The organism is Oryzisolibacter propanilivorax (assembly GCF_900103645.1).
Classification (GTDB): domain Bacteria; phylum Pseudomonadota; class Gammaproteobacteria; order Burkholderiales; family Burkholderiaceae_C; genus Melaminivora; species Melaminivora propanilivorax.
Genome location: NZ_FNHP01000001.1, coordinates 537,630 through 557,920 on the forward strand (window position 1 = coordinate 537,630; position 20,291 = coordinate 557,920).

At 66.2% G+C, this 20,291-nt stretch carries 20 protein-coding genes and 2 tRNA genes; 9 read left to right on the forward strand and 13 right to left on the reverse strand.

All coding sequences use genetic code 11. The annotated features are described in order from the left end of the window. Positions 1-268 precede the first annotated feature (268 nt). On the reverse strand, positions 269-1,336 hold the full coding sequence (locus BLQ61_RS02355) for a tyrosine-type recombinase/integrase (RefSeq protein WP_245703784.1): 1,068 nt from the start codon (positions 1,334-1,336) through the stop codon (positions 269-271). Between BLQ61_RS02355 and BLQ61_RS17520 the strand changes: the two genes are divergently transcribed. Both BLQ61_RS17520 and BLQ61_RS02360 read left to right on the forward strand, forming a co-directional pair. Next, on the forward strand, positions 1,335-1,619 hold the full coding sequence (locus BLQ61_RS17520; RefSeq protein ID WP_245703785.1) for a hypothetical protein: 285 nt from the start codon (positions 1,335-1,337) through the stop codon (positions 1,617-1,619). The genes BLQ61_RS02355 and BLQ61_RS17520 overlap by 2 nt on opposite strands. Continuing rightward, positions 1,613-2,629 (forward strand): DNA-binding protein, encoded by a 1,017-nt coding sequence (locus BLQ61_RS02360; protein ID WP_091566248.1) that lies wholly within the window; start codon positions 1,613-1,615, stop codon positions 2,627-2,629. The genes BLQ61_RS17520 and BLQ61_RS02360 overlap by 7 nt, the downstream gene beginning before the upstream one ends. A 57-nt stretch (positions 2,630-2,686) precedes the next feature. Here the strand turns inward: BLQ61_RS02360 and gloA are convergent, their stop codons facing one another. Then, entirely contained in the window at positions 2,687-3,118 is a 432-nt protein-coding gene (gene gloA / locus BLQ61_RS02365) for a lactoylglutathione lyase (protein WP_217629369.1), read from the reverse strand. A gap of 534 nt (positions 3,119-3,652) precedes the next feature. Between gloA and BLQ61_RS02370 the strand changes: the two genes are divergently transcribed. Beyond that, positions 3,653-4,228 carry a DNA polymerase ligase N-terminal domain-containing protein gene (locus tag BLQ61_RS02370; protein WP_091566253.1) on the forward strand — a complete coding sequence of 192 codons (576 nt, stop codon included), beginning with the start codon at positions 3,653-3,655 and terminating at the stop codon, positions 4,226-4,228. Here BLQ61_RS02370 and bioB read toward each other — a convergent pair. Further along, positions 4,191-5,237 carry a biotin synthase BioB gene (gene bioB, locus BLQ61_RS02375; protein ID WP_091566255.1) on the reverse strand — a complete coding sequence of 349 codons (1,047 nt, stop codon included), beginning with the start codon at positions 5,235-5,237 and terminating at the stop codon, positions 4,191-4,193. The two genes, BLQ61_RS02370 and bioB, sit on opposite strands and share 38 nt — an antisense overlap. On the opposite strand from bioB, the gene BLQ61_RS17170 reads away from it, so the two are divergent. Continuing rightward, complete coding sequence (locus BLQ61_RS17170; protein ID WP_139182706.1) at positions 5,236-5,706, forward strand: hypothetical protein; 471 nt, start codon at positions 5,236-5,238, stop codon at positions 5,704-5,706. The genes bioB and BLQ61_RS17170 overlap by 2 nt on opposite strands. Beyond that, complete coding sequence (locus BLQ61_RS02380) at positions 5,637-7,481, forward strand: M14 family metallopeptidase (protein ID WP_091566258.1); 1,845 nt, start codon at positions 5,637-5,639, stop codon at positions 7,479-7,481. The genes BLQ61_RS17170 and BLQ61_RS02380 overlap by 70 nt, the downstream gene beginning before the upstream one ends. An 83-nt stretch (positions 7,482-7,564) precedes the next feature. On the opposite strand, the gene BLQ61_RS02385 is transcribed toward BLQ61_RS02380, so the two are convergent. From BLQ61_RS02385 to thrS, 10 genes are all read right to left on the reverse strand, one after another. Continuing rightward, positions 7,565-7,641: transfer RNA gene (locus BLQ61_RS02385), tRNA-Val, on the reverse strand. Between the two features lie 48 nt (positions 7,642-7,689). Then, positions 7,690-7,766 (reverse strand) — tRNA-Pro (locus tag BLQ61_RS02390). Between the two features lie 33 nt (positions 7,767-7,799). After that, positions 7,800-8,231, reverse strand: a complete 432-nt coding sequence (locus tag BLQ61_RS02395; protein WP_091566260.1) for a MerR family transcriptional regulator — start codon at positions 8,229-8,231, stop codon at positions 7,800-7,802. A gap of 69 nt (positions 8,232-8,300) precedes the next feature. Then, positions 8,301-8,633, reverse strand: a complete 333-nt coding sequence (locus BLQ61_RS02400; RefSeq protein ID WP_091566488.1) for an integration host factor subunit alpha — start codon at positions 8,631-8,633, stop codon at positions 8,301-8,303. 11 nt (positions 8,634-8,644) lie between these two features. Then, positions 8,645-11,080 (reverse strand): phenylalanine--tRNA ligase subunit beta, encoded by a 2,436-nt coding sequence (pheT, locus tag BLQ61_RS02405; RefSeq protein WP_091566262.1) that lies wholly within the window; start codon positions 11,078-11,080, stop codon positions 8,645-8,647. Between the two features lie 140 nt (positions 11,081-11,220). Beyond that, complete coding sequence (gene pheS, locus BLQ61_RS02410; protein ID WP_091566264.1) at positions 11,221-12,273, reverse strand: phenylalanine--tRNA ligase subunit alpha; 1,053 nt, start codon at positions 12,271-12,273, stop codon at positions 11,221-11,223. 107 nt (positions 12,274-12,380) lie between these two features. After that, entirely contained in the window at positions 12,381-12,740 is a 360-nt protein-coding gene (gene rplT, locus BLQ61_RS02415; protein WP_091566266.1) for a 50S ribosomal protein L20, read from the reverse strand. Between the two features lie 26 nt (positions 12,741-12,766). After that, the gene (rpmI, locus tag BLQ61_RS02420) at positions 12,767-12,970 is read right to left on the reverse strand and encodes a 50S ribosomal protein L35 (protein WP_091566490.1); all 204 of its coding nucleotides are present in this window, start codon (positions 12,968-12,970) and stop codon (positions 12,767-12,769) included. Positions 12,971-13,162: 192 nt separating this feature from the next. Beyond that, positions 13,163-13,771: a translation initiation factor IF-3 gene (infC, locus tag BLQ61_RS02425; RefSeq protein ID WP_091566268.1), complete on the reverse strand. Its 609-nt coding sequence runs from the start codon at positions 13,769-13,771 to the stop codon at positions 13,163-13,165. Positions 13,772-13,850: 79 nt separating this feature from the next. Further along, positions 13,851-15,770, reverse strand: a complete 1,920-nt coding sequence (gene thrS, locus BLQ61_RS02430; RefSeq protein ID WP_091566270.1) for a threonine--tRNA ligase — start codon at positions 15,768-15,770, stop codon at positions 13,851-13,853. A 322-nt stretch (positions 15,771-16,092) separates the two neighbouring features. Here thrS and BLQ61_RS02435 point away from each other — a divergent pair, with 322 nt between their 5' ends. The 4 genes from BLQ61_RS02435 (at position 16,093) to BLQ61_RS02450 (ending at position 20,278) form a co-directional block, all read left to right on the forward strand. Beyond that, complete coding sequence (locus BLQ61_RS02435) at positions 16,093-16,812, forward strand: Crp/Fnr family transcriptional regulator (RefSeq protein ID WP_091566272.1); 720 nt, start codon at positions 16,093-16,095, stop codon at positions 16,810-16,812. 103 nt (positions 16,813-16,915) lie between these two features. Then, complete coding sequence (locus tag BLQ61_RS02440) at positions 16,916-18,004, forward strand: phosphotransferase (RefSeq protein WP_091566274.1); 1,089 nt, start codon at positions 16,916-16,918, stop codon at positions 18,002-18,004. A gap of 49 nt (positions 18,005-18,053) precedes the next feature. Then, on the forward strand, positions 18,054-19,328 hold the full coding sequence (locus tag BLQ61_RS02445; protein WP_091566276.1) for an acyl-CoA dehydrogenase family protein: 1,275 nt from the start codon (positions 18,054-18,056) through the stop codon (positions 19,326-19,328). A 140-nt stretch (positions 19,329-19,468) separates the two neighbouring features. Continuing rightward, complete coding sequence (locus BLQ61_RS02450; protein ID WP_091566278.1) at positions 19,469-20,278, forward strand: IclR family transcriptional regulator; 810 nt, start codon at positions 19,469-19,471, stop codon at positions 20,276-20,278. The last annotated feature ends 13 nt before the right edge of the window (positions 20,279-20,291 follow it).

The window sequence follows — 20,291 nt, forward strand, 5'->3', positions numbered from 1 at the left end:
AAATGAAGGGTCTGCAGCTATTCAATTGGTAGCGCGTTGCTGCTCTTTGCTCATGACCGGCAAAGCGGCGACGTCCAGTGGGCTGCCATCTGCTGAATGCGCGGAGACCGTCAACACCATGTGGGTCTCGGTGGAGAAATGGCCTGGCGTCGTCCCCCAACCGGCGACTCCGCCGGCTTTACGGCCGCCCATCCTGGGCGCGTCATCCGTGCCTATTGACGGTATCCGTGCGTGTGGTGGTGACACGGCGCGCACGTCCCGGATTGCTTCACGACCGTGCCCAGCCAAGGCGATGCGCATCGGACGTCGCGTCGTGGCGCGCATCGTCCTCGGTATGCAGATAAATGCTGGTGGTGGCGATGTTGGCGTGCCCCAGGTTGTCGCGCACCATCTTCAAGTCCATTCCGTCACTCTGGTGCGTGCCCGCGGTATGGCGCAGCCAGTGCGCCGACGCCTGTTCGATGTGCCGCGCCGCGCCCTCATGCTGATCGCCGGCCGAGCGCAACCGTTGCGCGGTCAGCTGCACCACCTGCTTGACCATGCCATGGATGGCGCTGCGGCTCATCGCACGCGGCAGGCCGGCCGGGGCAGGGCAGGCAATCAGGGGAAGTAGCAGCGGCCGCTCCTCGCCCTCCTGCGGCTGGCCGGACAGGCCGTGCGCCTGGCGGTAGCGCGCCAGCTCGGCCATCAGTTCATCGGTTGCGGGGATAACGCGCGGCTTGTCGCCCTTGCCGTGCACCGCCAGCCACCAGCGCTGGCGCCCATCGGAGGAGCGGCGCGCGTGGAAGTCGCCCATACGGCTGCCGGCAAGCTCCGAAATCCGCAGGCCCGCCAGATACAGCAGCGAGAACAGCCAGCGCAGCCGCGCTGCAGTCAATTTCTGGCGCGGCGTATCGACGGGTAGGTTCTCGATGGTGCTGCGCACCTGCGCCCAATGCTCGTGCGGCAAGAAGCGGCTGACCTGTCGTGCCGGCACGACAGCCTTGCGCCGGCGCAGCGCCAGCGGGTTGCCCGCCAGGTAGCCCGCCTGGACCAGCCAGTTGAACAGGCTGTTCAGGATCGACATCGCCTGCCGCTGGCTGGATCGGTCAAGAGGCCCGGCGAAAGGACGCCAATGTGGCGAGGCGCGCGCCGCCTTGCGCGCTACCTGCATCACCCACCGCTCGGCAGGCTGGGGGTCCGCCAGAAAGCGCTCGTACACCAGGAAGTCTTCGTGCGTGAGATCGGACAGGGCCTTGCCGTGCTGCAGCACACACCACAGCAGCAGTCTTTCCGCCTCCTTGCGGTAGCTGGCCAGCGTGGCGGGGGACTGGTGATACCGCGCCAGCCAGGCCATGACGGCTGTTCGGTCGTCCTGGGCGCTGATCTGGGCGACACCAGTGGCACGGTTTCTTCCTGCCGCGCCAGAGAAAGCGGCGGGCAAGGCCAGAACCTCCAAGGTGACCGGCACTGACGCAGCAGCTGGCGAACAGTCAGCAGACGAATGGTTTAGCAGCGTGGGCATCGCAGCAATCCTACACATTCTCGCCAATCTTTGGACATTAGAAAAGTTATGTCCAAACTTATTCAAATATTTCAACAAAGACTACGTATTACGTAATATTATTAATAAATGCTGAACGAACAGGCTATCCAAAGCGAGATCGACGGGTTGAAAGCGCGCATCAGTGATACGCGTGTGCTCTACAGAGAGGTGTGCATGTCGCTTTTCTTCCGCCACGGCATCACACCGACGGCCAGCCGGCTTTACCAGTACGTGCGCAAGGGCTCGATGAGCGTGCCGGCAGAAGCCCTTGCTGGCTTCTGGAAGGAGTTGCGCGAACGCGCGCGGGTGGAAATTGACCATCCCGGTTTGCCGCAATCGTTGCGCCAGGCGGCTGGGCAGGCGATGTCTGCCCTGTGGGAGCAGGCGACCGAAGCTGCGCGTGAAGAGTTGGCCAGCCTTCGGCTGGAGGCGCAGGCGGATGCTGTCGCGGCTCAGGCCCGAATGCAGGAAGCCGAACGGGAAAAGTCGTTGTTACAAATACAGTTGCAAACGGCGCTGTCCGAGCACCAGCAGGCGTTGGAAGAAGCCAGGCAACTGAATCTGGCCCTGACGCAAGAGCGTCGCGAGCATGCGTCGACCTTGGCGCGCCAGCAAACACAGGCACAGCAACTGGCGGAGCTGCGCCAGGAGCTGCAGCAAACACGGCAGCACTTCAGCGACGAAATGGAAAAGGAGCGCGAGGCCGCGCAGCAGGCGACGCGCCGTGCCGAGCATGCCGAGCGCCGGGCTTTGCTCGACATGGACCAGGAGCGCACCGCACGCGCCGCGCTGGCCAGGCAGCTGGAGGCCGCACGAGCGCATTTGGCACAGGCGCAGCAGTCCTTCCAGGCGCAGGAGCTGCAGTACAGCGCACATGAGGCGCGGCTGACTGCAGAACTGGAGGCAGCGCGCCAGGCCGCCACCGATGCCGTAAACGCGCTGAACCAGCAGCATGCCCAGTGGCATGAAGCAGTCCAGTTGGCGGCGCGCCATCAGGCAGAAGCAGCAGCGCTGCGTGCCGTTGCACCACAGATGCGGCCCGTGGCACCACGGCCATTGCGCCGCAATCGGCGGCTGCCCGAGCGCGGCGGCGAAGGCAATTGATGGGTGGACACGCCAGCCGTGAGGCCCACGAGTCGGCGTGCCGTCAAGAAAGCAACGTCAGGCGCTGCGCAAAGGGTCGGCAACCTGCTGGCCAATCGCCAGAGCTGGACGCTGAATCAACTCGATCTTGTAGCCATCGGGGTCGGTCACAAAGGCGATGATGGTGGAGCCACCTTTGACCGGACCCGCTTCGCGCGTGACGTTACCGCCGGCTGCCTTGATGCGATCGCAGGCAGCCCGGGCGTCGGACACACCCAGGGCAATGTGACCGTAGGCCGTGCCCATCTCATACTGGTCCACGCCCCAGTTGTAGGTCAGCTCCAGCTCGGCTTGGCCAGGGTTGCCGCCGTCGAAGCCCAGGAAAGCCAGCGAATAGCGGTACTCGGTGTTTTCCGATGTGCGCAGCAGTTGCATGCCCAGCACCTGGGTATAGAAGTCGATGGACCGCTGGAGACTGCCGACGCGCAGCATGGTGTGAAGGAATTGCATGGCTCGATTATCCGGGTCACGCTGCTTTTGGTGCATGGTGTGGATCCAAGGAAGACTGCTTCGTCGGCATCACATATTTAATATACGATGTATATTATGTTAAATAAAAGATGATTTTTCGTACTTTTAGTTGAGCAGTCCGCCCCGCCGTCGCGGCTCAAGGCTTGCATCCACCGCATACTTTCCAGGCTGGCACGCCTTGCGATCCGGTCGTATGCGCACGACGACTTCCCCTCAGCGTGCGCCGGCGCGAGACGGAATCAGCCGCTGGCTACTGCGTCTGCCAAACGCGACTATTACCAGGCTGTTCCACTTTTGTCCGGCATATGTCCTGCCGGGCAGGAGCACCTGCGCGCTCAAACAGTGCTGACGCCCTGTGGTGCCATGCCTGCAGGCACCGCCAGCAATATGGATGAAAACCGACCGTAGCCCAAGTAGAGCATGGGCCTGCAGCTACTGTTTTGGTAGCTTTCCTACAGGTCGACGGGCCGAAGCGCGCGAGCATCGCTTATTGCCGCCGATTCAGGAGCCGCCATGCCCACCATCGCCTCTTCATTGGCCGAACATACATCCGCCTGCCCGCCGGGCGCGCCGCGCTTCGTGGTGCAAAAGCACTGGGCCAGCCGACTGCACTATGACTTTCGGCTGGAACTGGGCGGCGTCATGAAAAGCTGGGCCGTGCCCAAGGGCCCGAGCTACGACCTGCGCGAGCGGCGCTTGGCCGTGTCGGTAGAGGACCATCCCCTCTCCTATAACGACTTTGAGGGCAAGATCGCCGAGGGCCACTATGGCGCGGGGCGCGTCATCGTCTGGGACAAGGGCTGCTGGCAGCCATTGCATGACCCGTACCAAGGCCTGGGCGCCGGCCGGCTGGCATTCGCCCTGCACGGCCACAAGCTGGTCGGCGCCTGGGCGTTGATCCGCATGCAGCCGAGGCACGGGCGCCCTGCCGGCTGGCTGCTGGTCAAGGAGCGCGACGGCCACGAACGCCCGGCAGGCGAATTCAACCTGGTGGACGCCCTGCCGGACAGTGTCGCGCAACTGCCCGATTGCCCGGCACCGGCGCCGTTGCTCAGCAGGCGGGCGCCGGCTGGCTTTGCGCCGCCCTGAGCCCGAGCCGCGCCAGCAGTCGCGCGTCGTCGCTGGCCTCCGGGTTGCCGGTGACCAGCAGCTTGTCGCCATAGAAGATCGAATTGGCGCCGGCCAGGAAGCACAGTGCCTGGACCGCGTCGCCCAGTTGCTGGCGCCCGGCCGACAGGCGCACCCGGGCACGCGGCATGGTGATGCGCGCCACCGCGATCACGCGCACAAAATCCAGCGGATCGACCGGATCGCTGTCCGCCAGCGGCGTGCCCGGCACACGTACCAGGCTGTTGATCGGGACGGATTCCGGGTAGGGATCAAGATTCGCCAGCTGCGCAATCAGCCCGGCCCGGTGCACGGGTGTCTCACCCATGCCGATGATGCCGCCGGCGCAGACCTTGACGCCAGCGGCGCGCACATTGCGCAACGTGTCCAGCCGCTCCTGGTACTGGCGCGTGCTGACCACGTCCTGGTAGTACTCGGGCGCGGTGTCAAGGTTGTGGTTGTAGTAGTCCAGGCCCGCGTCCTTCAACGCCTGCGCCTGCTGCGGCGCCAGCATGCCCAGCGTGGCGCAGGTCTGCAGCCCCAGGCCCTTCACGGCCCCGATCAGCGCGGACATTTTCTCGATGTCGCGGTCCTTGGGCGCACGCCAGGCGGCGCCCATGCAAAAGCGCGTGGCGCCGGCGTCCTTGGCGGCTTGCGCGGCGGCAGTGACCTCGTGCACCTCCATCAGTTTTTGCGCCTTCACACCGGTATCGAAGGCGGCCGACTGCGGGCAGTAGCCACAGTTTTCCGGACAGCCGCCGGTCTTCACCGACAGCAGCGTCGCCAGTTCCACCTCCCCCGCCGGCCAGAGCTCGCGGTGCACCGTCTGGGCGCGCCACAGCAGCTCCATGAAGGGCATGTCGAGCAGTGTCTGCACGGCGTCGGTGCTCCAGCGTTCACCACAGGTGGGAACTCTCTGCGATGGCGGAGGAAAAAACGACAGGGGTGCGGCCGTTTTGGCTGGATCGGCAGGGGTCACGGTAAGAGTCATGAAACAGAGAAAGCTCAACGAAAAGGGTCCGGCAGCAACCGGTGCATTTCATTGTGGCGAGCTCACCGCGAGGTTGTACCTGCAGCATGCAAATAAATTTATGGTCTGCGAGATGCCTGCAAAAGCAGCCATCTACGCCAAAATAAGCGCGCAGAAGCGCGCTTTTATAGTGCATTTTGAGAGTTTTGAAGAATTTTGCGATGCGACGGTACTTGGTGCGGACAACTTTTGCCAAAAGGTGGCAAAAGCAGCTGTTCCTGGGTTTTCTGCAGGGCAGTCGCCGTTGGTCAAGGAACCCAGTCTGTCGCGTCCTGTCGTGGCCATGCTGACGCTGCCCCTTGCCTGGACGCCGGTGGCCTATATCCTTCTGCGCTTTATCATTCCTAACTGGCCGTGCATATGCGCCCTGCCCCTGAACCTGATGTCTCTTCCGAAGGTCGAGCACGCGATCGCTGCCTGCTGGATGTGACTTTCGAGCGCACGCTGGATGCATGGGTGGGACACTTCTCACAACCCGAATGGCGCGGCAGCCACGTTCAAGGTTGGCTCTTTGAGGGGGTAGCTGCTCGTCGCGCGGCCGAGCAACAGCTGGCGCGCGCGGGCGTCCATGCCCGGCTGCACAGCGCCTACAAGCCCTTGGTGCACCATTTTCTGGAGAAAGTGGATCTTGAGCGGCTGCAATCGGTGCGGGTGCGCTATCCGCTACCACCCAGCGGCCCCGAGCGGCGCTTCGCGCTGGAGGCGTATCCGCTCGGCGCCCTGCTGCCGCCTGGGGCCGTGCAGTTCGAGCAGCGGCAGGATCACGCGCCTTGGTATGAAGTCCAGATGCTGCATGTCGATGGACGACACACAGCCAGCCGGGTTTTCGCGCCCAACCGCCAGCACGCCGATGCGACTGGCGCTGCCACACTCTCACCTGGAGGTTGGCTGCGGGTGGGCTCTGCGGCGGGCTTGGGGGACGTGCAAGATGGCCCGGTGCTGACCGATTACGAGCAGCTCTTCGCTGCGGCGCTGGACTGCGTGCGCATCCGACCCTGGCCAGACGAGGAGCCCTGGTTCGAACGGCTGGAACTGCGTGCGGATGTGCCCGGCTTCGAGCAGCCGGTCGCCCGAACGGATGAGACCATCAGCACACTGGAGGGGCTGCACGAGGACCTGTACTTTTCGCTCATGGAGGTGTTCCAGCAACGCAGCGGCCGGCCCCCAGGCGACCGGCGGCTGCAGCCGGGACAGATCGTTCCAGATGTGCGCGGCGACGCGCCGGTGCCACGCCTGCGCATTCACCTGCGTCCCTTTGCCAGGCCTGCGCCGCAGCACAGGCCTTCAGGCACAGCAAATGGCAGGACGCTGGATGGGCTGACGCAGGCACCTGCCGAACCATGCATCGTCCAGGCCCTCCGCGCCCTGCCCGGCCGACGTTTCAGAGCCGCAACGCGGCAGGGGCGCACCGTGCACGGTGTGTACCAGTCGGGCTGGCAACATCCGGTATTCCTCAGCGCCGGCCAGCATGCCAATGAAACCTCCGGCATCGTCGGCGTGCTGCGTGCCGCCAACATGCTGCGAGCCCAGCCGGGAGCGCATTTCGCACTCCTAGCGCTGGAAAACCCGGACGGCTACGCGCTGCATCAGGAGCTGTGCCGTCAGCACCCTGGGCATATGCACCACGCCGCGCGATATACCGCGCTGGGCGATGACGTGGAGTACCGCGAGCGGCCGCCGCTGCTCGAACGCGAGGCGCGCCAGCAGGCCCTGGCGCTTTCTGGTGCGCAGCTACATGTGAATCTGCACGGCTATCCTGCGCACGAGTGGACGCGCCCGCTGTCGGGCTACGCGCCGCGCGGCTTCGAGCAATGGATGCTGCCCAAAGGGTTCTTCCTGATCCTGCGCCACCATGCCGGCTGGCAACGCCGCGGCCGCGCGCTGTTGCGTGCGGTGTGCGCCGAGCTGGCGCAGGTGCCTGGCCTGATGGATTTCAACCAATACCAACGCGCGCTGTACGAGTGCCATGCCGGCCCCCTGCCGCACGAGGTGCTGTCGGGCACGCCCTGCATGCAGGTGGAGAGCGCGCACGATGCGCCGGTCACGCTGATCACCGAGTTCCCGGACGAGACGGTGCGTGGCGCCGCCTTTGTCTTTGCCCATACTGTGCAGATGCATGCGACGTTGGCGGCGGTCCGTGCCTGGCAGGCCATCGCCATCATGGCGGAGGACAATCCCGCGCTGGATGCAGCAGCCGGAAAATGAAAAAGCCGCCCGGGCATCCGGACGGCTTTCCATAGGATTTTCACATTTGCTCCGCAGCCTGGTTAATCTGCGGATGTGTATCCTGGTAGGCGCGATTGGACTCGAACCAACGACCCCCACCATGTCAAGGTGGTGCTCTAACCAGCTGAGCTACGCGCCTGAGGTCGGTTTGAAAAATGCGGCCCGAAGGTCGTATCTTTCTGATAAATGGTCGGCGTGGCGGGATTCGAACTCGCGACCCCTTGCACCCCATGCAAGTGCGCTACCAGGCTGCGCTACACGCCGACAAGACCGAGATTATAGGCACAAAAATCGGCCTCAGAAAAGAATCGCGCGGATTTCTTCCAACTCCCTGCGCAGCAGCGCCGCCTCGGCCGCATCCAGCTGCAGAGCGCCGTCGGCCAGCTGCAACGCTGCCTCTTGTGACAGTGCAGTCGCAAGCGCCTGCGCAGCTGCTGCGCCCTCTTCCTGCAGTGCCGCAGTGCGCCCGGCAGGGCTGCCGTCCAGAAGCTGGTTGCGTGCGCCGCTGATAGTGAAGCCCTGCTCGTACAGCAGCTCGCGGATGCGCCGGATCATCAGCACCTCGTGGTGCTGGTAGTAGCGCCGGTTGCCGCGCCGCTTCATCGGGCGCAGCTGGGTGAACTCCTGCTCCCAGTAGCGCAGCACGTGCGGTTTCACACCGCACAGCTGGGCCACCTCACCGATGGTGAAGTAGCGCTTGGCCGGCAGGGGGGGCAGGACGGTGCTCATGGTTCAGGCGCAAACGATGGCAAAGCCCGCAAGGCTAGCGCAAGCCGGGCAAAACGCACCTGGGGCAAGTCACGCCTTGTCACCCAGCAGTTCCTGCTGCAGCTGCTCTTTCAGCTTGCTGCTGGCGTGAAAAGTCACCACGCGCCGTGCCTCGATGGGAATCAGCTCCCCGGTGCGCGGATTGCGCCCCGGGCGCGGTGCCTTCATGCGCACTTGGAAGTTGCCGAAACCCGACAACTTTACGTCCTCGCCCTCCACGAGCCGCTCGGCCATCAGGTCGAAGAACGCATCCACCATGTCCTTGGACTCGCGCTTGTTCAGGCCGATCTGCTCGAACAGCAGGTCGGCCAGCTGCGCCTTGGTCAGCGCCGGCGCCTCCAGGCTCTGCACGGGCAGTTCCATCGGCTCGGCGCTCATCGCAGGCGCGCTCCGGTCTGCCCGGCCAGGGCATGCAGCACGGCCTGCACGGTGGCGTCAATCTCCGCGTCCTGCAGCGCGGCCGTATCGCTGGCCAAGGTCAGGCGGATTGCCAGGCTCTTTTCGCCGGCGGCCAGCTGGCCGGGCTGCCCGGCGCGCTCGGGCTGCGGGCGGAACACGTCGAACAGCACCGCCGAGCGCAGCAGCTGCGGCTGCGCGCCGCGGATGGCCTGCATGACCTGGTCGTGCGTGACATGTTCGGCCACCACCACGGCGATGTCGCGCTCGACCGGCTGGCGCCGCGCCACCGCCTCGAACTGCGGCACGGGGCGGCGCAGCACGGCGTCCAGCGCCAGCTCAAACAGCACCGGCGCGGCCGGCAGGTCCCAGGACTGGCGCCAGCGCGGGTGCAGCTCGCCGATGAAGCCGATGGCCTCGCCGCCCAGCAGCACGCGGGCGCAGCGGCCCGGGTGCAGCGCCGGGTGCTCGGCCGCCTCCAAGGTCGGCAGCAGCGGCGCGAGCAGCGCCTGCACGTCGCCCTTGGCGTCGAAGAAATCCACCGCGCGCGCCTTGGCGCCCCACTGCAGCGCGTCCACCGCGCCGTAGGCCAGGCCGGCCACGCGCATGGGCTGGGCGATGCCTTCGACGCTGGCGTCGCTGCCCGGCACGCTGGCGTCGCGCGCGAACACCCGGCCCAGCTCGAACACGCGCACGCGCTCGGCCTTGCGGTCCAGGTTGAACTTCAATACCTGCAGCAGCGAGCCCAGCAGCGACGAGCGCATCACGCTCAGCTGGCTGGCGATCGGGTTGAGCAGGCGGATCGGCGTGTCGTTGCCGGCCAGCTCGCGCTCCCAGGCTTCCTCGACAAAGCTGAAATTGATGGTTTCCTGGTAGCCCAGCCCGGCCAGCGCGCGGCGCACGGCGAAGCTGCTGCGGCGCGACTCGGGCAGCAGGCGCGGCGTGATGGGGGCCAGCGGCGGCGTGGTCGGCAGATGGTCGTAGCCGACCATGCGCGCTACTTCCTCGATCAGGTCTTCCTCCAGGCGCAGGTCGAACCGGTACGACGGCGGCTGCACCGTCAGCACGCCACCGGCCGCCTGAACCGGCAGGCCCAGGCGCTGCAGCGCCTGCACGCACTGCGCCTCGGTCAGCGGCATGCCGATGACCTTGGCCGCGCGCGCCACGCGCAGCTGCACGGGCGCGGGGGCCGGCACGTTCGCGCACTGGTCGTCGATGGGGCCGCACACGGTCTCGGGCGTGCCGCAGATCTGCAAGATCAGCTGCGTGATGCGCTCGAGGTGCTGCACCGTGCCCTCCGGATCCACGCCGCGCTCGAAGCGGTGGCCGGCGTCGGTGGCGAAGTTGTAGCGGCGCGAGCGCCCGGCGATCGCCGACGGCCACCAGAAGGCGGCCTCGACGTAGATGTTGCGCGTCTCGTCGCCCACGGCCGTGGCGTCGCCGCCCATGATGCCGGCCAGCGATTCCACGGCCTGGGCATCGGCAATCACGCCCACCCTCTCGTCCACCTGCACGGTGGTGCCGTTCAGCAGCTTCAGCTGCTCGCCGGCGCGGCCCCAGCGCACCTGCAGGCCGCCAGCGTCGATCTTGTCCAGGTCGAAGATGTGCGACGGCCGGCCCAGCTCGAACATGACGTAGTTGGAGATGTCCACCAGCGGCGCCACGCTGCGCTGGCCGCAGCGCTCCAAACGCTCGACCATCCACTGCGGCGTGGCCGCGCGCGGGTTCACGCCGCGCACGACCCGGCCGGAAAAGCGCCCGCACAGGTCGGGCGCGTCGATGCGCACCGGCAGGCGTTCGTCGGTCTGCGTGGGCAGCTGCGGGAACTCGGGCTGCATCAGCGGCGCGCCGGTCAGCGCCGCCAGCTCGCGCGCTACGCCGTAGAGGCTCAAGCAATGCGCCAGGTTGGGCGTGAGCTTCAGGGTGAACAGGGTGTCGTCCAACCGCAAATGCTGGCGGATGTCCTGGCCCAGCGGCGCATCGGCCTCCAGCTCCAGCAGGCCGCCATGGTCCTCGGACAGGCTCAGCTCGCGGCCCGAGCACAGCATGCCGCGGCTTTCCACGCCGCGCAGCTTGCCGACCTTGATGACGAAGGGCTTGCCATCCTCGCCCGGCGGCAGCTCGGCGCCGACCAGCGCGCACGGCACGCGGATGCCCGGGCGCGCGTTCGGCGCGCCGCAGACGATGCTCAGGAGCTCCGGCCCGCCCACATCCACCTGGCACACGCGCAGGCGGTCAGCATTGGGGTGCTGCTCGGCACTGCGGATCTCGCCGACGACGATCTTGGAAAACGGGGGCGCCACGGGGCGCAGCTCCTCCACCTCCAGCCCGGCCATGGTCAGGGTGTCGGCCAGCGCTTGCGTGGACAGGGGCGGGTTGCAGAACTCGCGCAACCAGGATTCGGGGAATTGCATGGTGAGGGTACTTCTCGGCGATTGCTCTCAAAAAGTGAGCTGCATGCCGTGATATTCAAAGGGCTTGACTGCAAAAACCATCGCAATCCCTTTGAACGTCACGACAACGCGCTCACTTTTTCGATAAATGGGCGGCACGGTCAGCGGAACTGCGACAGAAAGCGGATGTCGCCGTCGAAAAACAGCCGCAGGTCGTTCACACCGTAGCGCAGCATGGTCAGGCGGTCCGGGCCCATGCCGAAGGCGAAGCCGATGTAGCGCTCGGGGTCCAGGCCCATGTTGCGCACCACGTTGGGGTGCACCTGGCCGGAGCCCGAGACCTCCAGCCAGCGCCCGGCCAGCGGGCCGTGCTGGAACTGGATGTCGATCTCGGCGCTGGGCTCGGTGAACGGGAAGAAGCTGGGCCGAAAGCGCAGCACCAGGTCGTCGCTTTCGAAGAAAGTACGGCAGAAGTCGGTGAAGACGACCTTCAGGTCCTTGAAGCTGACGTTCTCGCCGATCCACAACCCCTCGCACTGGTGGAACATGGGCGAGTGCGTAGCGTCCGAATCCACGCGGTAGGTGCGGCCCGGCGCGATCACGCGGATCTCTGGCATGGCCTGGCCGGCGTCGATCAGGTAGCGGTATTTCTTGACGTGTTGCACGGCGTAGCGCACCTGCATCGGGCTGGTGTGCGTGCGCAGCAGGTGCGGCGCCTCGGGTGTGCCGCCCTCGACGTAGAAAGTGTCGTGCATAGAACGCGCCGGGTGGTCCTCGGGCGTGTTCAGCGCGGTGAAGTTGAACCAGTCGGTCTCGATCTCCGGGCCGTCGGCCACATCGAAACCCATGGAGCCGAAGATGCGCTCGATGCGCTCCAGGGTCAGCGAGACCGGGTGCAGGCCGCCCATGCCGCGCTGGCGCCCGGGCAGCGTCACGTCCAGCGCCTCGGCCTGCAGCTGGCGCGCCAGCTCCGCATCTGCCAGCTGCTGGCGGCGCTCGGTCAGGGCCGCTTCCACCGACTGCTTGGCGGCGTTGATGGCTGCGCCGCGGGTTTTCTTGTCCTCGGGCGAGAGCTGCGCCATGCCTTTCATCAGCTCGGTCAGGCGGCCCGACTTGCCCAGGAACTGCGCCTTGGCGTTTTCCAGCTCGGCCGGGGTGGCGCAACGCGCAAACGACTCGCGCGCACCCGTCACCAGCAAATCCAACTCGTTCATATCGACTTTCGGAAAAAAACAAGGGCTAGCGCCCTTTCAAGCCCTAGCCCTTGCTGTTGGCGCACCAGCCGCTATGCCAACGATAGCGGCCGGCCCGTAGACGCAACTCAAGCGGCCAGCTTGGCCTTGACCTGCTCCACGATGCTGCCGAAGGCAGCCTTGTCGTGCACCGCGAGGTCGGCCAGCATCTTGCGGTCGATCTCAATGGCGGCCTTCTTCAGGCCGTTGGTGAACTGGCTGTAGGTCAGGCCCAGTTCGCGGGCGGCGGCGTTGATACGCGTGATCCACAGACGGCGGAACACGCGCTTCTTGGTGCGGCGGTCACGGTAGGCGTACTGGCCAGCCTTCATGACCGCCTGCTTGGCAACGCGGTAGACGTTGCCGCGGCGACCGCGGAAGCCCTTGGCCAGGGCGAGAACCTTCTTGTGACGGGCGCGTGCCGTTACACCACGTTTGACGCGAGGCATGTGTCTTCTCCTTGTTCGTCAGTGAATTACAGGCCTGCGCTGGGCAGCATCTTGGCGATGGAGCCCATGTCGCCTTCGTGCACGTTCACAGCACCACGCAGGTGGCGCTTGTTCTTCGTGGTCTTCTTGGTCAGGATGTGACGTTTGAAGGCTTGACCGCGCTTGACGGTGCCACCCGGACGAACGCGAAAACGTTTCTTCGCGCTGCTCTTGGTCTTCATTTTGGGCATGTACATGCTCCTTGATTCGTGCTCGTGAGGCGTTTGCACACCACTGTGCAACCTTGCAGGCCCCGAGCCACTTCTTGATCGGCGGGCATCACCCCGCCGTGCGGCAGCGCCCTTGCAGGCGCCACCTGGGCTGGCCGCCAGCTTTCTGCACGAAGCAGTCGGCTGCCGGCCCGATGGTGTTCATGCAGGTCGTCAGGCCTGCGGCTGTGCGCCCTCGGCAGCGGCCTTGGGGGCCGCCGCGGCCGGCTTCTTGCGCGCCGGGGCGATCATCATGATCATCTGGCGGCCTTCCAGCTTGGGGAACTGCTCGACCAGGATGCTGTCGGCCAGTTCGTCGCGCAGGCGGTTGAGCAGCGCCATGCCGATTTCCTGGTGCGTGATCTCGCGGCCACGAAAGCGCAGTGTGACCTTGACCTTGTCGCCCTCCGCCAGGAAGCGGCGGATGTTGCGCATCTTGATGTTGTAGTCGCCGTCGTCCGTGCCGGGGCGGAACTTGACTTCCTTGATCTCGATGACCGTCTGCTTGGCCTTGGCCTCGGCCGCCTTCTTCTGCTCCTGGTACTTGAACTTGCCGTAGTCCATCAGGCGGCAGACGGGCGGATTGGCCGTGGCGGCAATTTCTACCAGGTCCACATCCAGCTCACCCGCCATGCGTAGGGCTTCCTGCAGGCTCACGATGCCCAGAGGTTCGTTGTCCGGACCGGACAGGCGCACTTCAGGCGCCATGATTTCCCGGTTCAGCCGGTGCTTGCGTTCCTCACGGTGCCGACGATCACGAAATTCGGTAGCGATGGTTCTCACCCTCTGTGTAAAAAGCTACGAAAAGCATAGCTGCTTGCGCACGACCCGTGCGCGTTCCCAGGCGTTTGACCCAAAAGAATCAGGCTTTGGAGGCGATGTCCCGGGCAACCAGTTCGACAAAGGCGTCGAGGGACATGACACCGAGGTCCTTGCCACCCCGGGCGCGCACCGCCACGGTGTTGGCTGCCCGTTCCTTGTCGCCTGCGACCAGGATATAGGGCAGCTTCTGCAGCGAATGCTCGCGTATTTTATACGTGATCTTTTCGTTGCGCAGGTCTGTGGTCACCCTAAGGTCTTGATGCGGCAGTGCTTTTTGCAGCTTTGCAGCAATTTCGCGACAGTAGTCGGCTTGCGCGTCGGTGATGTTCAGCACCGCCACCTGCACCGGCGCCAGCCACAGCGGCATGGCGCCGGCGTGCTGCTCGATCAGGATACCGATGAAGCGCTCCAGGCTGCCGACGATGGCCCGGTGCAGCATCACTGGGCGGTGGCGCGCGCCGTCCTCGCCGACATATTCGGCATCCAGCCGCTCGGGCATGGAAAAGTCCACCTGGATGGTGCCGCACTGCCATTGCCGGCCCAGCGCGTCCTTCAGTGTGTACTCGATCTTCGGGCCGTAGAAGGCGCCCTCGCCCGGCGACAGCTCGTACGCGCACCCCGAGGCCTCCAGGCTGTGAATCAGCGCCGCCTCGGCCTTGTCCCAGCTCTCGTCGGAGCCGATGCGCGCCTCGGGCCGCGTGGCGACCTTGTAGATGATCTCGGTGAAGCCGAAGTCGGCATAGACCTTCTGCAACAGGCGCGTGAACGCCAGCACCTCGGGCTGGATCTGGTCCTCGGTGCAGAAGATGTGGCCGTCGTCCTGCGTGAAGCCGCGCACGCGCATGATGCCGTGCAGGCCGCCGGTGGGCTCGTTGCGGTGGCAGTTGCCGAACTCGCCATAGCGCAGCGGCAGGTCGCGGTAGCTCTTGATGCCCTGCTTGAAGATCAGGATGTGGCCCGGGCAGTTCATCGGCTTCAAGGCGTAGTCGCGCTTTTCGCTCTCCGTCGTGAACATGTTCTCGCGGTACTTGTCCCAGTGGCCGGTCTTCTCCCACAGGCCCTTGTCCAGGATCTGCGGGCCCTTGACCTCCTGGTAGCCGTTGTCGCTGTAGACGCGACGCATGTACTGCTCGACCTGCTGCCACAGCGCCCAGCCCTTGGGGTGCCAGAACACAGTACCGGGCGAGTGCTCGTCGATGTGGAACAGGTCCAGCTCGCGGCCCAGCTTGCGGTGGTCGCGCTTTTCGGCTTCCTCCAGCAGCGTCAGGTACTTCTGCAGGTCGTCCTTGCTCGCCCAGGCAGTGCCGTAGATGCGCTGCAGCATCTCGTTGCGGTGGTCGCCGCGCCAGTAGGCGCCGGCCACCTTCATCAGCTTGAAGTGCCGGAGCTTGCCGGTACTGGGCACGTGGGGGCCGCGGCACAGGTCCTCGAAGCCGCCCTCGCGGTACAGGCTCACGTCCTCGTTGGCCGGGATGCTGGCGATGATCTCGGCTTTGTAGTGCTCGCCGATGCCCTTGAAGTGCGCCACCGCCTCGTCGCGCGGCAGCACGCGGCGCGTGACCGGCTCGTCCTTGGCGGCCAGCTCGGCCATGCGCTTTTCGATGGCCGCCAGGTCCTCGGGCGTGAACGGGCGCTTGTACGAGAAGTCGTAGTAGAAGCCGTTCTCGATCACTGGGCCGATGGTCACCTGCGCGTCGGGGAACAGCTCCTTGACGGCGTAGGCCAGCAGGTGAGCGGTGGAGTGGCGGATCACGTCCAGGCCTTCCGCGTCCTTGGCGGTGACGATGCTCAAGGGGACGCTGTCCGTGATCAGGTGGCTGGTGTCGACCACCCTGCCTCCCACCTTGCCGGCCAGCGCGGCCTTGGCCAGGCCGGAGCCGATGGAGGCGGCCACGTCGGCGACGGTGACGGGGCCGGGGTAGTCGCGTTGCGAGCCGTCGGGCAGCGTGATCTGGATCATGGGGTCAGGTCCTTGTCGGAAGCGGTGCGGCGGTGGGTCGGGTCGTGCACAGGGGCACCGAAAAAGCAAAAAGCGCGGAACAAGGTCCGCGCTTTTCAGAAGAGGGAAAGAAGCCAGGTCTTTCGTACGGGCGCGAACGGCCAGCCGGTCAGCGGCTGGTGGGGGTCTCCGGGGTAGTTCGCGGTGTCATAACCGAAAGTGCCTTTCTCGCTCTTGCAGGGTATTGCCAAAACGCGCGATTGTACCGGCTGCGCGCGGCGCAGGGTGCTTCCGGTCCCCCGCGCGACAATCGCCGCCGACCCAGTCACGCATAAGACAGGCCATGCACGAACCCATTCTTACGATCGAAGAACGCGAGGCGATCAATTCCGGTCGCTGGTTTTCCTCTCTGTCGCCCTCGTTGCGGCACGACATATTGCGATGTTCCTACGTCAAGCGTTTCAAAGATGGCGCGCTGATCGCGGCGCGCGGCGACCCACCCGAGGAATGGATCGCCTGCGCACGCGGCGCGGTGCGGGTCAGCTCGACCTCGATCTCGGGCAAGCAGATCACGCTGACCTATGTCGAGCCGGGCATCTGGTTCGGCGACGTGGCGTTCTTCGACGGCGAGCGGCGCACGCACGATGCCTATGCACATGGCGAGACCACCACCCTGTGCGTGGCGCGCGGCGACTTCAAGAAGATCCTGGCGCAGCACGCCGAGCTGTACGAAGCGCTCTTGCGCCTGCACGCGCGGCGCATCCGCCAGCTGTTCGGGCTGGTCGAGGACCTGAACACCCTGCCCCTGCGCGCGCGCCTGGCCAAGCAGCTGCTACACCTGGTGCGCAGCTACGGCGTGCCGCACCTGGCCAACGGCGACGAGACACGCATCAGCCTGCAGCTAGCGCAGGAAGAACTCGCGCAGCTGCTGGGCGCATCGCGCCAGCGCGTGAACCAGGAGCTCAAAGGCATGGAGCGCGAGGGCACGATCCGCATCGAGCCGGCCGGGCTGGTGGTCTGCGACCGCCAAGCGCTGCTGCGCACGGCCGATGCCGGGCTATGAAAAGCATAGCTACGTGCCGTGAAGAAAAAACGGCCGGAGCCGTTTTTCATGCTGATTCCAGTTGCCGGGGCCGCTGGGCCCCGGCACGCCATTCCGCACTGCCATGAGCCAGTACGACGACTTCATCGGCACCCGCCCCGTGGCGCCCCGACATGCCTTTGACGTCCAGGCTCTGGCGGCGTGGATGGACCGGCATGTGGATGGCTTTGCCGGTCCGCTGCAGGTCGAGATGTTCAAGGGCGGGCAGTCCAACCCGACGTACAAGCTGGTCACGCCGGCGCGCAGCTATGTGCTGCGCTCCAAGCCCGGCCCGGTCGCCAAGCTGCTACCCTCGGCGCACGCCATCGAGCGCGAATACGCGGTGATGCGCGCGCTGGCGGACACCGACGTGCCGGTGCCGCGCATGCTGGCGCTGTGCGAGGACGAATCCGTCATCGGCCGTGCGTTCTTCGTCATGGAGTTCATGGCTGGCCGGGTACTGTGGGACCAGGCGCTGCCCGGCATGCCGCCCGAGCAGCGCGCCGCCCACTACGACGAGATGAACCGCGTGATCGCCGCGCTGCACCGGGTGGATTTCGCCGCCCTGGGGCTGGGCGACTACGGGCGGCCGGGCAACTACTTCGAGCGCCAGATCGGCCGCTGGAGCCGCCAGTACCAGGCCTCGGCCACGCAGCCGATCGCCGAGATGGACCGGCTGATCGAGTGGCTGCCCACGCACCTGCCGGCCAGCGCGCGCGACGAGAGCCGCGTGTCCATCGTGCACGGCGACTACAGGCTGGACAACCTGATGTTCCACCCGAGCGAGCCGCGCGTCGTGGCCGTGCTGGACTGGGAGCTGTCCACCCTGGGCCACCCGCTGGCCGACTTCGCCTACCACTGCATGGCCTGGCACATCCCGCACCGGCTCAGCCGGGGCATCGGCGGGCTGGACCTGGCCGCGCTCGGCATCCCGTCCGAGCGCGACTACATCGCGCGCTACTGCGAGCGCACCGGCCTGCCCGGCCCTGACGCGCTGCTGGACGACTGGAACTTCTACCTGGCCTACAACCTGTTTCGCATCGCCGCCATCCTGCAGGGCATCGCCAAGCGCGTGGAGGCCGGCACGGCCGCCAGCGCCCAGGCGCGCGCGGCCGGCGCGCAGGCCCGGCCGATGGCCGAGATGGCCTGGGCGTTTGCACAGCGCCACGGCTGAAGCGGCCGCCATTCCGATTTTTCCTCCGCACGAGCCAAGGACACACCACATGGACTTCGACTATTCGCCCAAGACCCGGGAGCTGCAGGCGCGGCTGGGCCAGTTCATGGACGCGCATATCTACCCGGCCGAGCGCCAGGTGGCCGAGGAGCTGGCCGCCAACACCCAGGCGGGCCGCCGCTGGACGCCGCTGGCCACCATCGAGGCGCTCAAGTCCAAGGCGCAAGCCGCGGGCCTGTGGAACCTGTTCCTGCCGGTGGACACAGCCGAGGCCTCGGGCTACCACGGCGCCGGGCTGACCAATGCCGAGTACGCGCCGCTGGCCGAGATGATGGGCCGTGTGCTGTGGGCCAGCGAGGTGTTCAACTGCTCGGCTCCCGACACCGGCAACATGGAGACCATCGCCCGGTATGGTTCGGATGCCATCAAGGCGGCCTGGCTGAAGCCCCTGCTGGAGGGGCGCATCCGCTCGGCCTTCGCCATGACCGAACCGGACGTAGCCTCCAGCGACGCCACCAACATCGCCACGCGCATCGAGCGCGACGGCGACCACTGGGTCATCAACGGCCGCAAGTGGTGGACCAGCGGCGCCAACGACCCGCGCTGCAAGGTCTTCATCACCATGGGCAAGAGCGACCCGCAGGCGCCCAAGCACGCTCAGCAGAGCATGGTGGTGGTGCCGGCCGACACGCCGGGCATCACCATCGTGCGCGCGCTGAACGTCTTCGGCTACGACGATGCGCCGCACGGCCATGCCGAGGTGGTCTTCGACAACGTGCGCGTGCCGGTCGACCACATCCTGCTGGGCGAAGGCCGCGGCTTCGAGATCGCCCAGGGTCGCCTGGGGCCCGGGCGCATCCACCACTGCATGCGCCTGATCGGCCAGGCCGAGCGCGCATTGGAGCTGATGTGCAAGCGCGCCAGCAGCCGTGTGGCCTTCGGCAAACCCATCGCCGCGCAGACGGTGACGCAGGAGCGCATCGCCGAGGCGCGCTGCCGCATCGACATGGCGCGCCTGCTGACGCTCAAGGCCGCCTGGATGATGGACACCGTGGGCAACAAGGCCGCGCGCAGCGAGATCGCCATGATCAAGGTGGTGGCGCCCAGCATGGCCTGCCAGGTCATCGACTGGGCGATCCAGGTGCACGGCGGCGGCGGGGTGTGCGACGACTTTCCCCTGGCATACGCCTATGCCAACGCCCGCACGCTGCGCTTTGCCGACGGGCCGGACGAGGTGCACCGCAATGCCATCGCCAAGTGGGAACTGGGCAGGTGGGGCGACACGGGCCGCGCGTCCGCCGCTCCGGCCGTGCGCAATGCCTGAGCGGAGCGCGAGTGCAGCCTAGGTTTGGGGCGCACCGCCCGTGAATCCTGCGCCGCGTATACGCGCCCTTGACAGACGCAGGGGCACAAAATGACTTTTCATTAGGTAAAATCAACGGCTTTTCGACTGCCCGTTACGACATGAAGAAAAGCCCGGTGGAGTTGCCCGTCAAGCCCAGTGTGCAGGTGATGGAGCGCATGTTCCAGTTGATCGACGTGCTGGCGGCGCGCGAGGAAGCGGTCTCGCTCAAGGAGATCAGCGAAAAGACGGGCCTGCACCCTTCCACCGCGCACCGCATCCTGAACGACCTGACCATCGGCCGCTTCGTTGACCGCCCCGAGGCCGGCAGCTACCGCCTGGGCATGCGCCTGCTGGAGCTGGGCAACCTGGTCAAGGCACGCCTGTCGGTGCGCGATGCCGCGCTGGCGCCCATGCGCCAGCTGCACCGGCTGATCCAGCAACCCGTGAACCTGAGCGTGCGCCAGGGCGACGAGATCGTCTACGTGGAACGCACCTACAGCGAACGCTCGGGCATGCAGGTGGTGCGCGCCATCGGCGGCCACGCGCCGCTGCACCTGACCTCCACCGGAAAGCTGTTCCTGGCCGCGGACGACCCGCAGCGCGTGCGCGCCTACGCCACGCGCACCGGCCTGCCTGGACACACGCGCAACAGCATCACCCAGCTGCCGCTGCTCGAGCGTGAGCTGGGGCGCGCGCGCCAGCACGGCGTGGCCTACGACAACGAGGAACTGGAGCTGGGCGTGCGCTGCATGGCCGCGGGCGTGTTCGACGACCAGGGCCAGCTGGTGGCGGGGCTGTCGATCTCCGCCCCGGCCGATCGTCTGGACGAGGGCTGGATCCCCAAGCTGCAAGAGGCGGCGCGGGACATCTCACGCGCCCTGGGCTTCACTCCCGGCCTGCGCACCGCTCTGTCGGCTGCTGCGGCCTGACCGGACGGACGGC

Excerpts from the sequence above, each read along its gene's own strand:
- BLQ61_RS17520 (WP_245703785.1), top strand. The coding sequence starts at position 1,335 with ATGACGGCTGTTCGGTCGTCCTGGGCGCTGATCTGGGCGACACCAGTG.
- BLQ61_RS02355 (WP_245703784.1), bottom strand. The coding sequence starts at position 1,336 with ATGGCCTGGCTGGCGCGGTATCACCAGTCCCCCGCCACGCTGGCCAGC.
- BLQ61_RS02360 (WP_091566248.1), top strand. The coding sequence starts at position 1,613 with ATGCTGAACGAACAGGCTATCCAAAGCGAGATCGACGGGTTGAAAGCG.
- gloA (WP_217629369.1), bottom strand. The coding sequence starts at position 3,118 with ATGCAATTCCTTCACACCATGCTGCGCGTCGGCAGTCTCCAGCGGTCC.
- BLQ61_RS02370 (WP_091566253.1), top strand. The coding sequence starts at position 3,653 with ATGCCCACCATCGCCTCTTCATTGGCCGAACATACATCCGCCTGCCCG.
- BLQ61_RS17170 (WP_139182706.1), top strand. The coding sequence starts at position 5,236 with ATGAAACAGAGAAAGCTCAACGAAAAGGGTCCGGCAGCAACCGGTGCA.
- bioB (WP_091566255.1), bottom strand. The coding sequence starts at position 5,237 with ATGACTCTTACCGTGACCCCTGCCGATCCAGCCAAAACGGCCGCACCC.
- BLQ61_RS02380 (WP_091566258.1), top strand. The coding sequence starts at position 5,637 with ATGCGCCCTGCCCCTGAACCTGATGTCTCTTCCGAAGGTCGAGCACGC.
- BLQ61_RS02395 (WP_091566260.1), bottom strand. The coding sequence starts at position 8,231 with ATGAGCACCGTCCTGCCCCCCCTGCCGGCCAAGCGCTACTTCACCATC.
- BLQ61_RS02400 (WP_091566488.1), bottom strand. The coding sequence starts at position 8,633 with ATGGAACTGCCCGTGCAGAGCCTGGAGGCGCCGGCGCTGACCAAGGCG.
- pheT (WP_091566262.1), bottom strand. The coding sequence starts at position 11,080 with ATGCAATTCCCCGAATCCTGGTTGCGCGAGTTCTGCAACCCGCCCCTG.
- pheS (WP_091566264.1), bottom strand. The coding sequence starts at position 12,273 with ATGAACGAGTTGGATTTGCTGGTGACGGGTGCGCGCGAGTCGTTTGCG.
- rplT (WP_091566266.1), bottom strand. The coding sequence starts at position 12,740 with ATGCCTCGCGTCAAACGTGGTGTAACGGCACGCGCCCGTCACAAGAAG.
- rpmI (WP_091566490.1), bottom strand. The coding sequence starts at position 12,970 with ATGCCCAAAATGAAGACCAAGAGCAGCGCGAAGAAACGTTTTCGCGTT.
- thrS (WP_091566270.1), bottom strand. The coding sequence starts at position 15,770 with ATGATCCAGATCACGCTGCCCGACGGCTCGCAACGCGACTACCCCGGC.
- BLQ61_RS02435 (WP_091566272.1), top strand. The coding sequence starts at position 16,093 with ATGCACGAACCCATTCTTACGATCGAAGAACGCGAGGCGATCAATTCC.
- BLQ61_RS02440 (WP_091566274.1), top strand. The coding sequence starts at position 16,916 with ATGAGCCAGTACGACGACTTCATCGGCACCCGCCCCGTGGCGCCCCGA.
- BLQ61_RS02445 (WP_091566276.1), top strand. The coding sequence starts at position 18,054 with ATGGACTTCGACTATTCGCCCAAGACCCGGGAGCTGCAGGCGCGGCTG.
- BLQ61_RS02450 (WP_091566278.1), top strand. The coding sequence starts at position 19,469 with ATGAAGAAAAGCCCGGTGGAGTTGCCCGTCAAGCCCAGTGTGCAGGTG.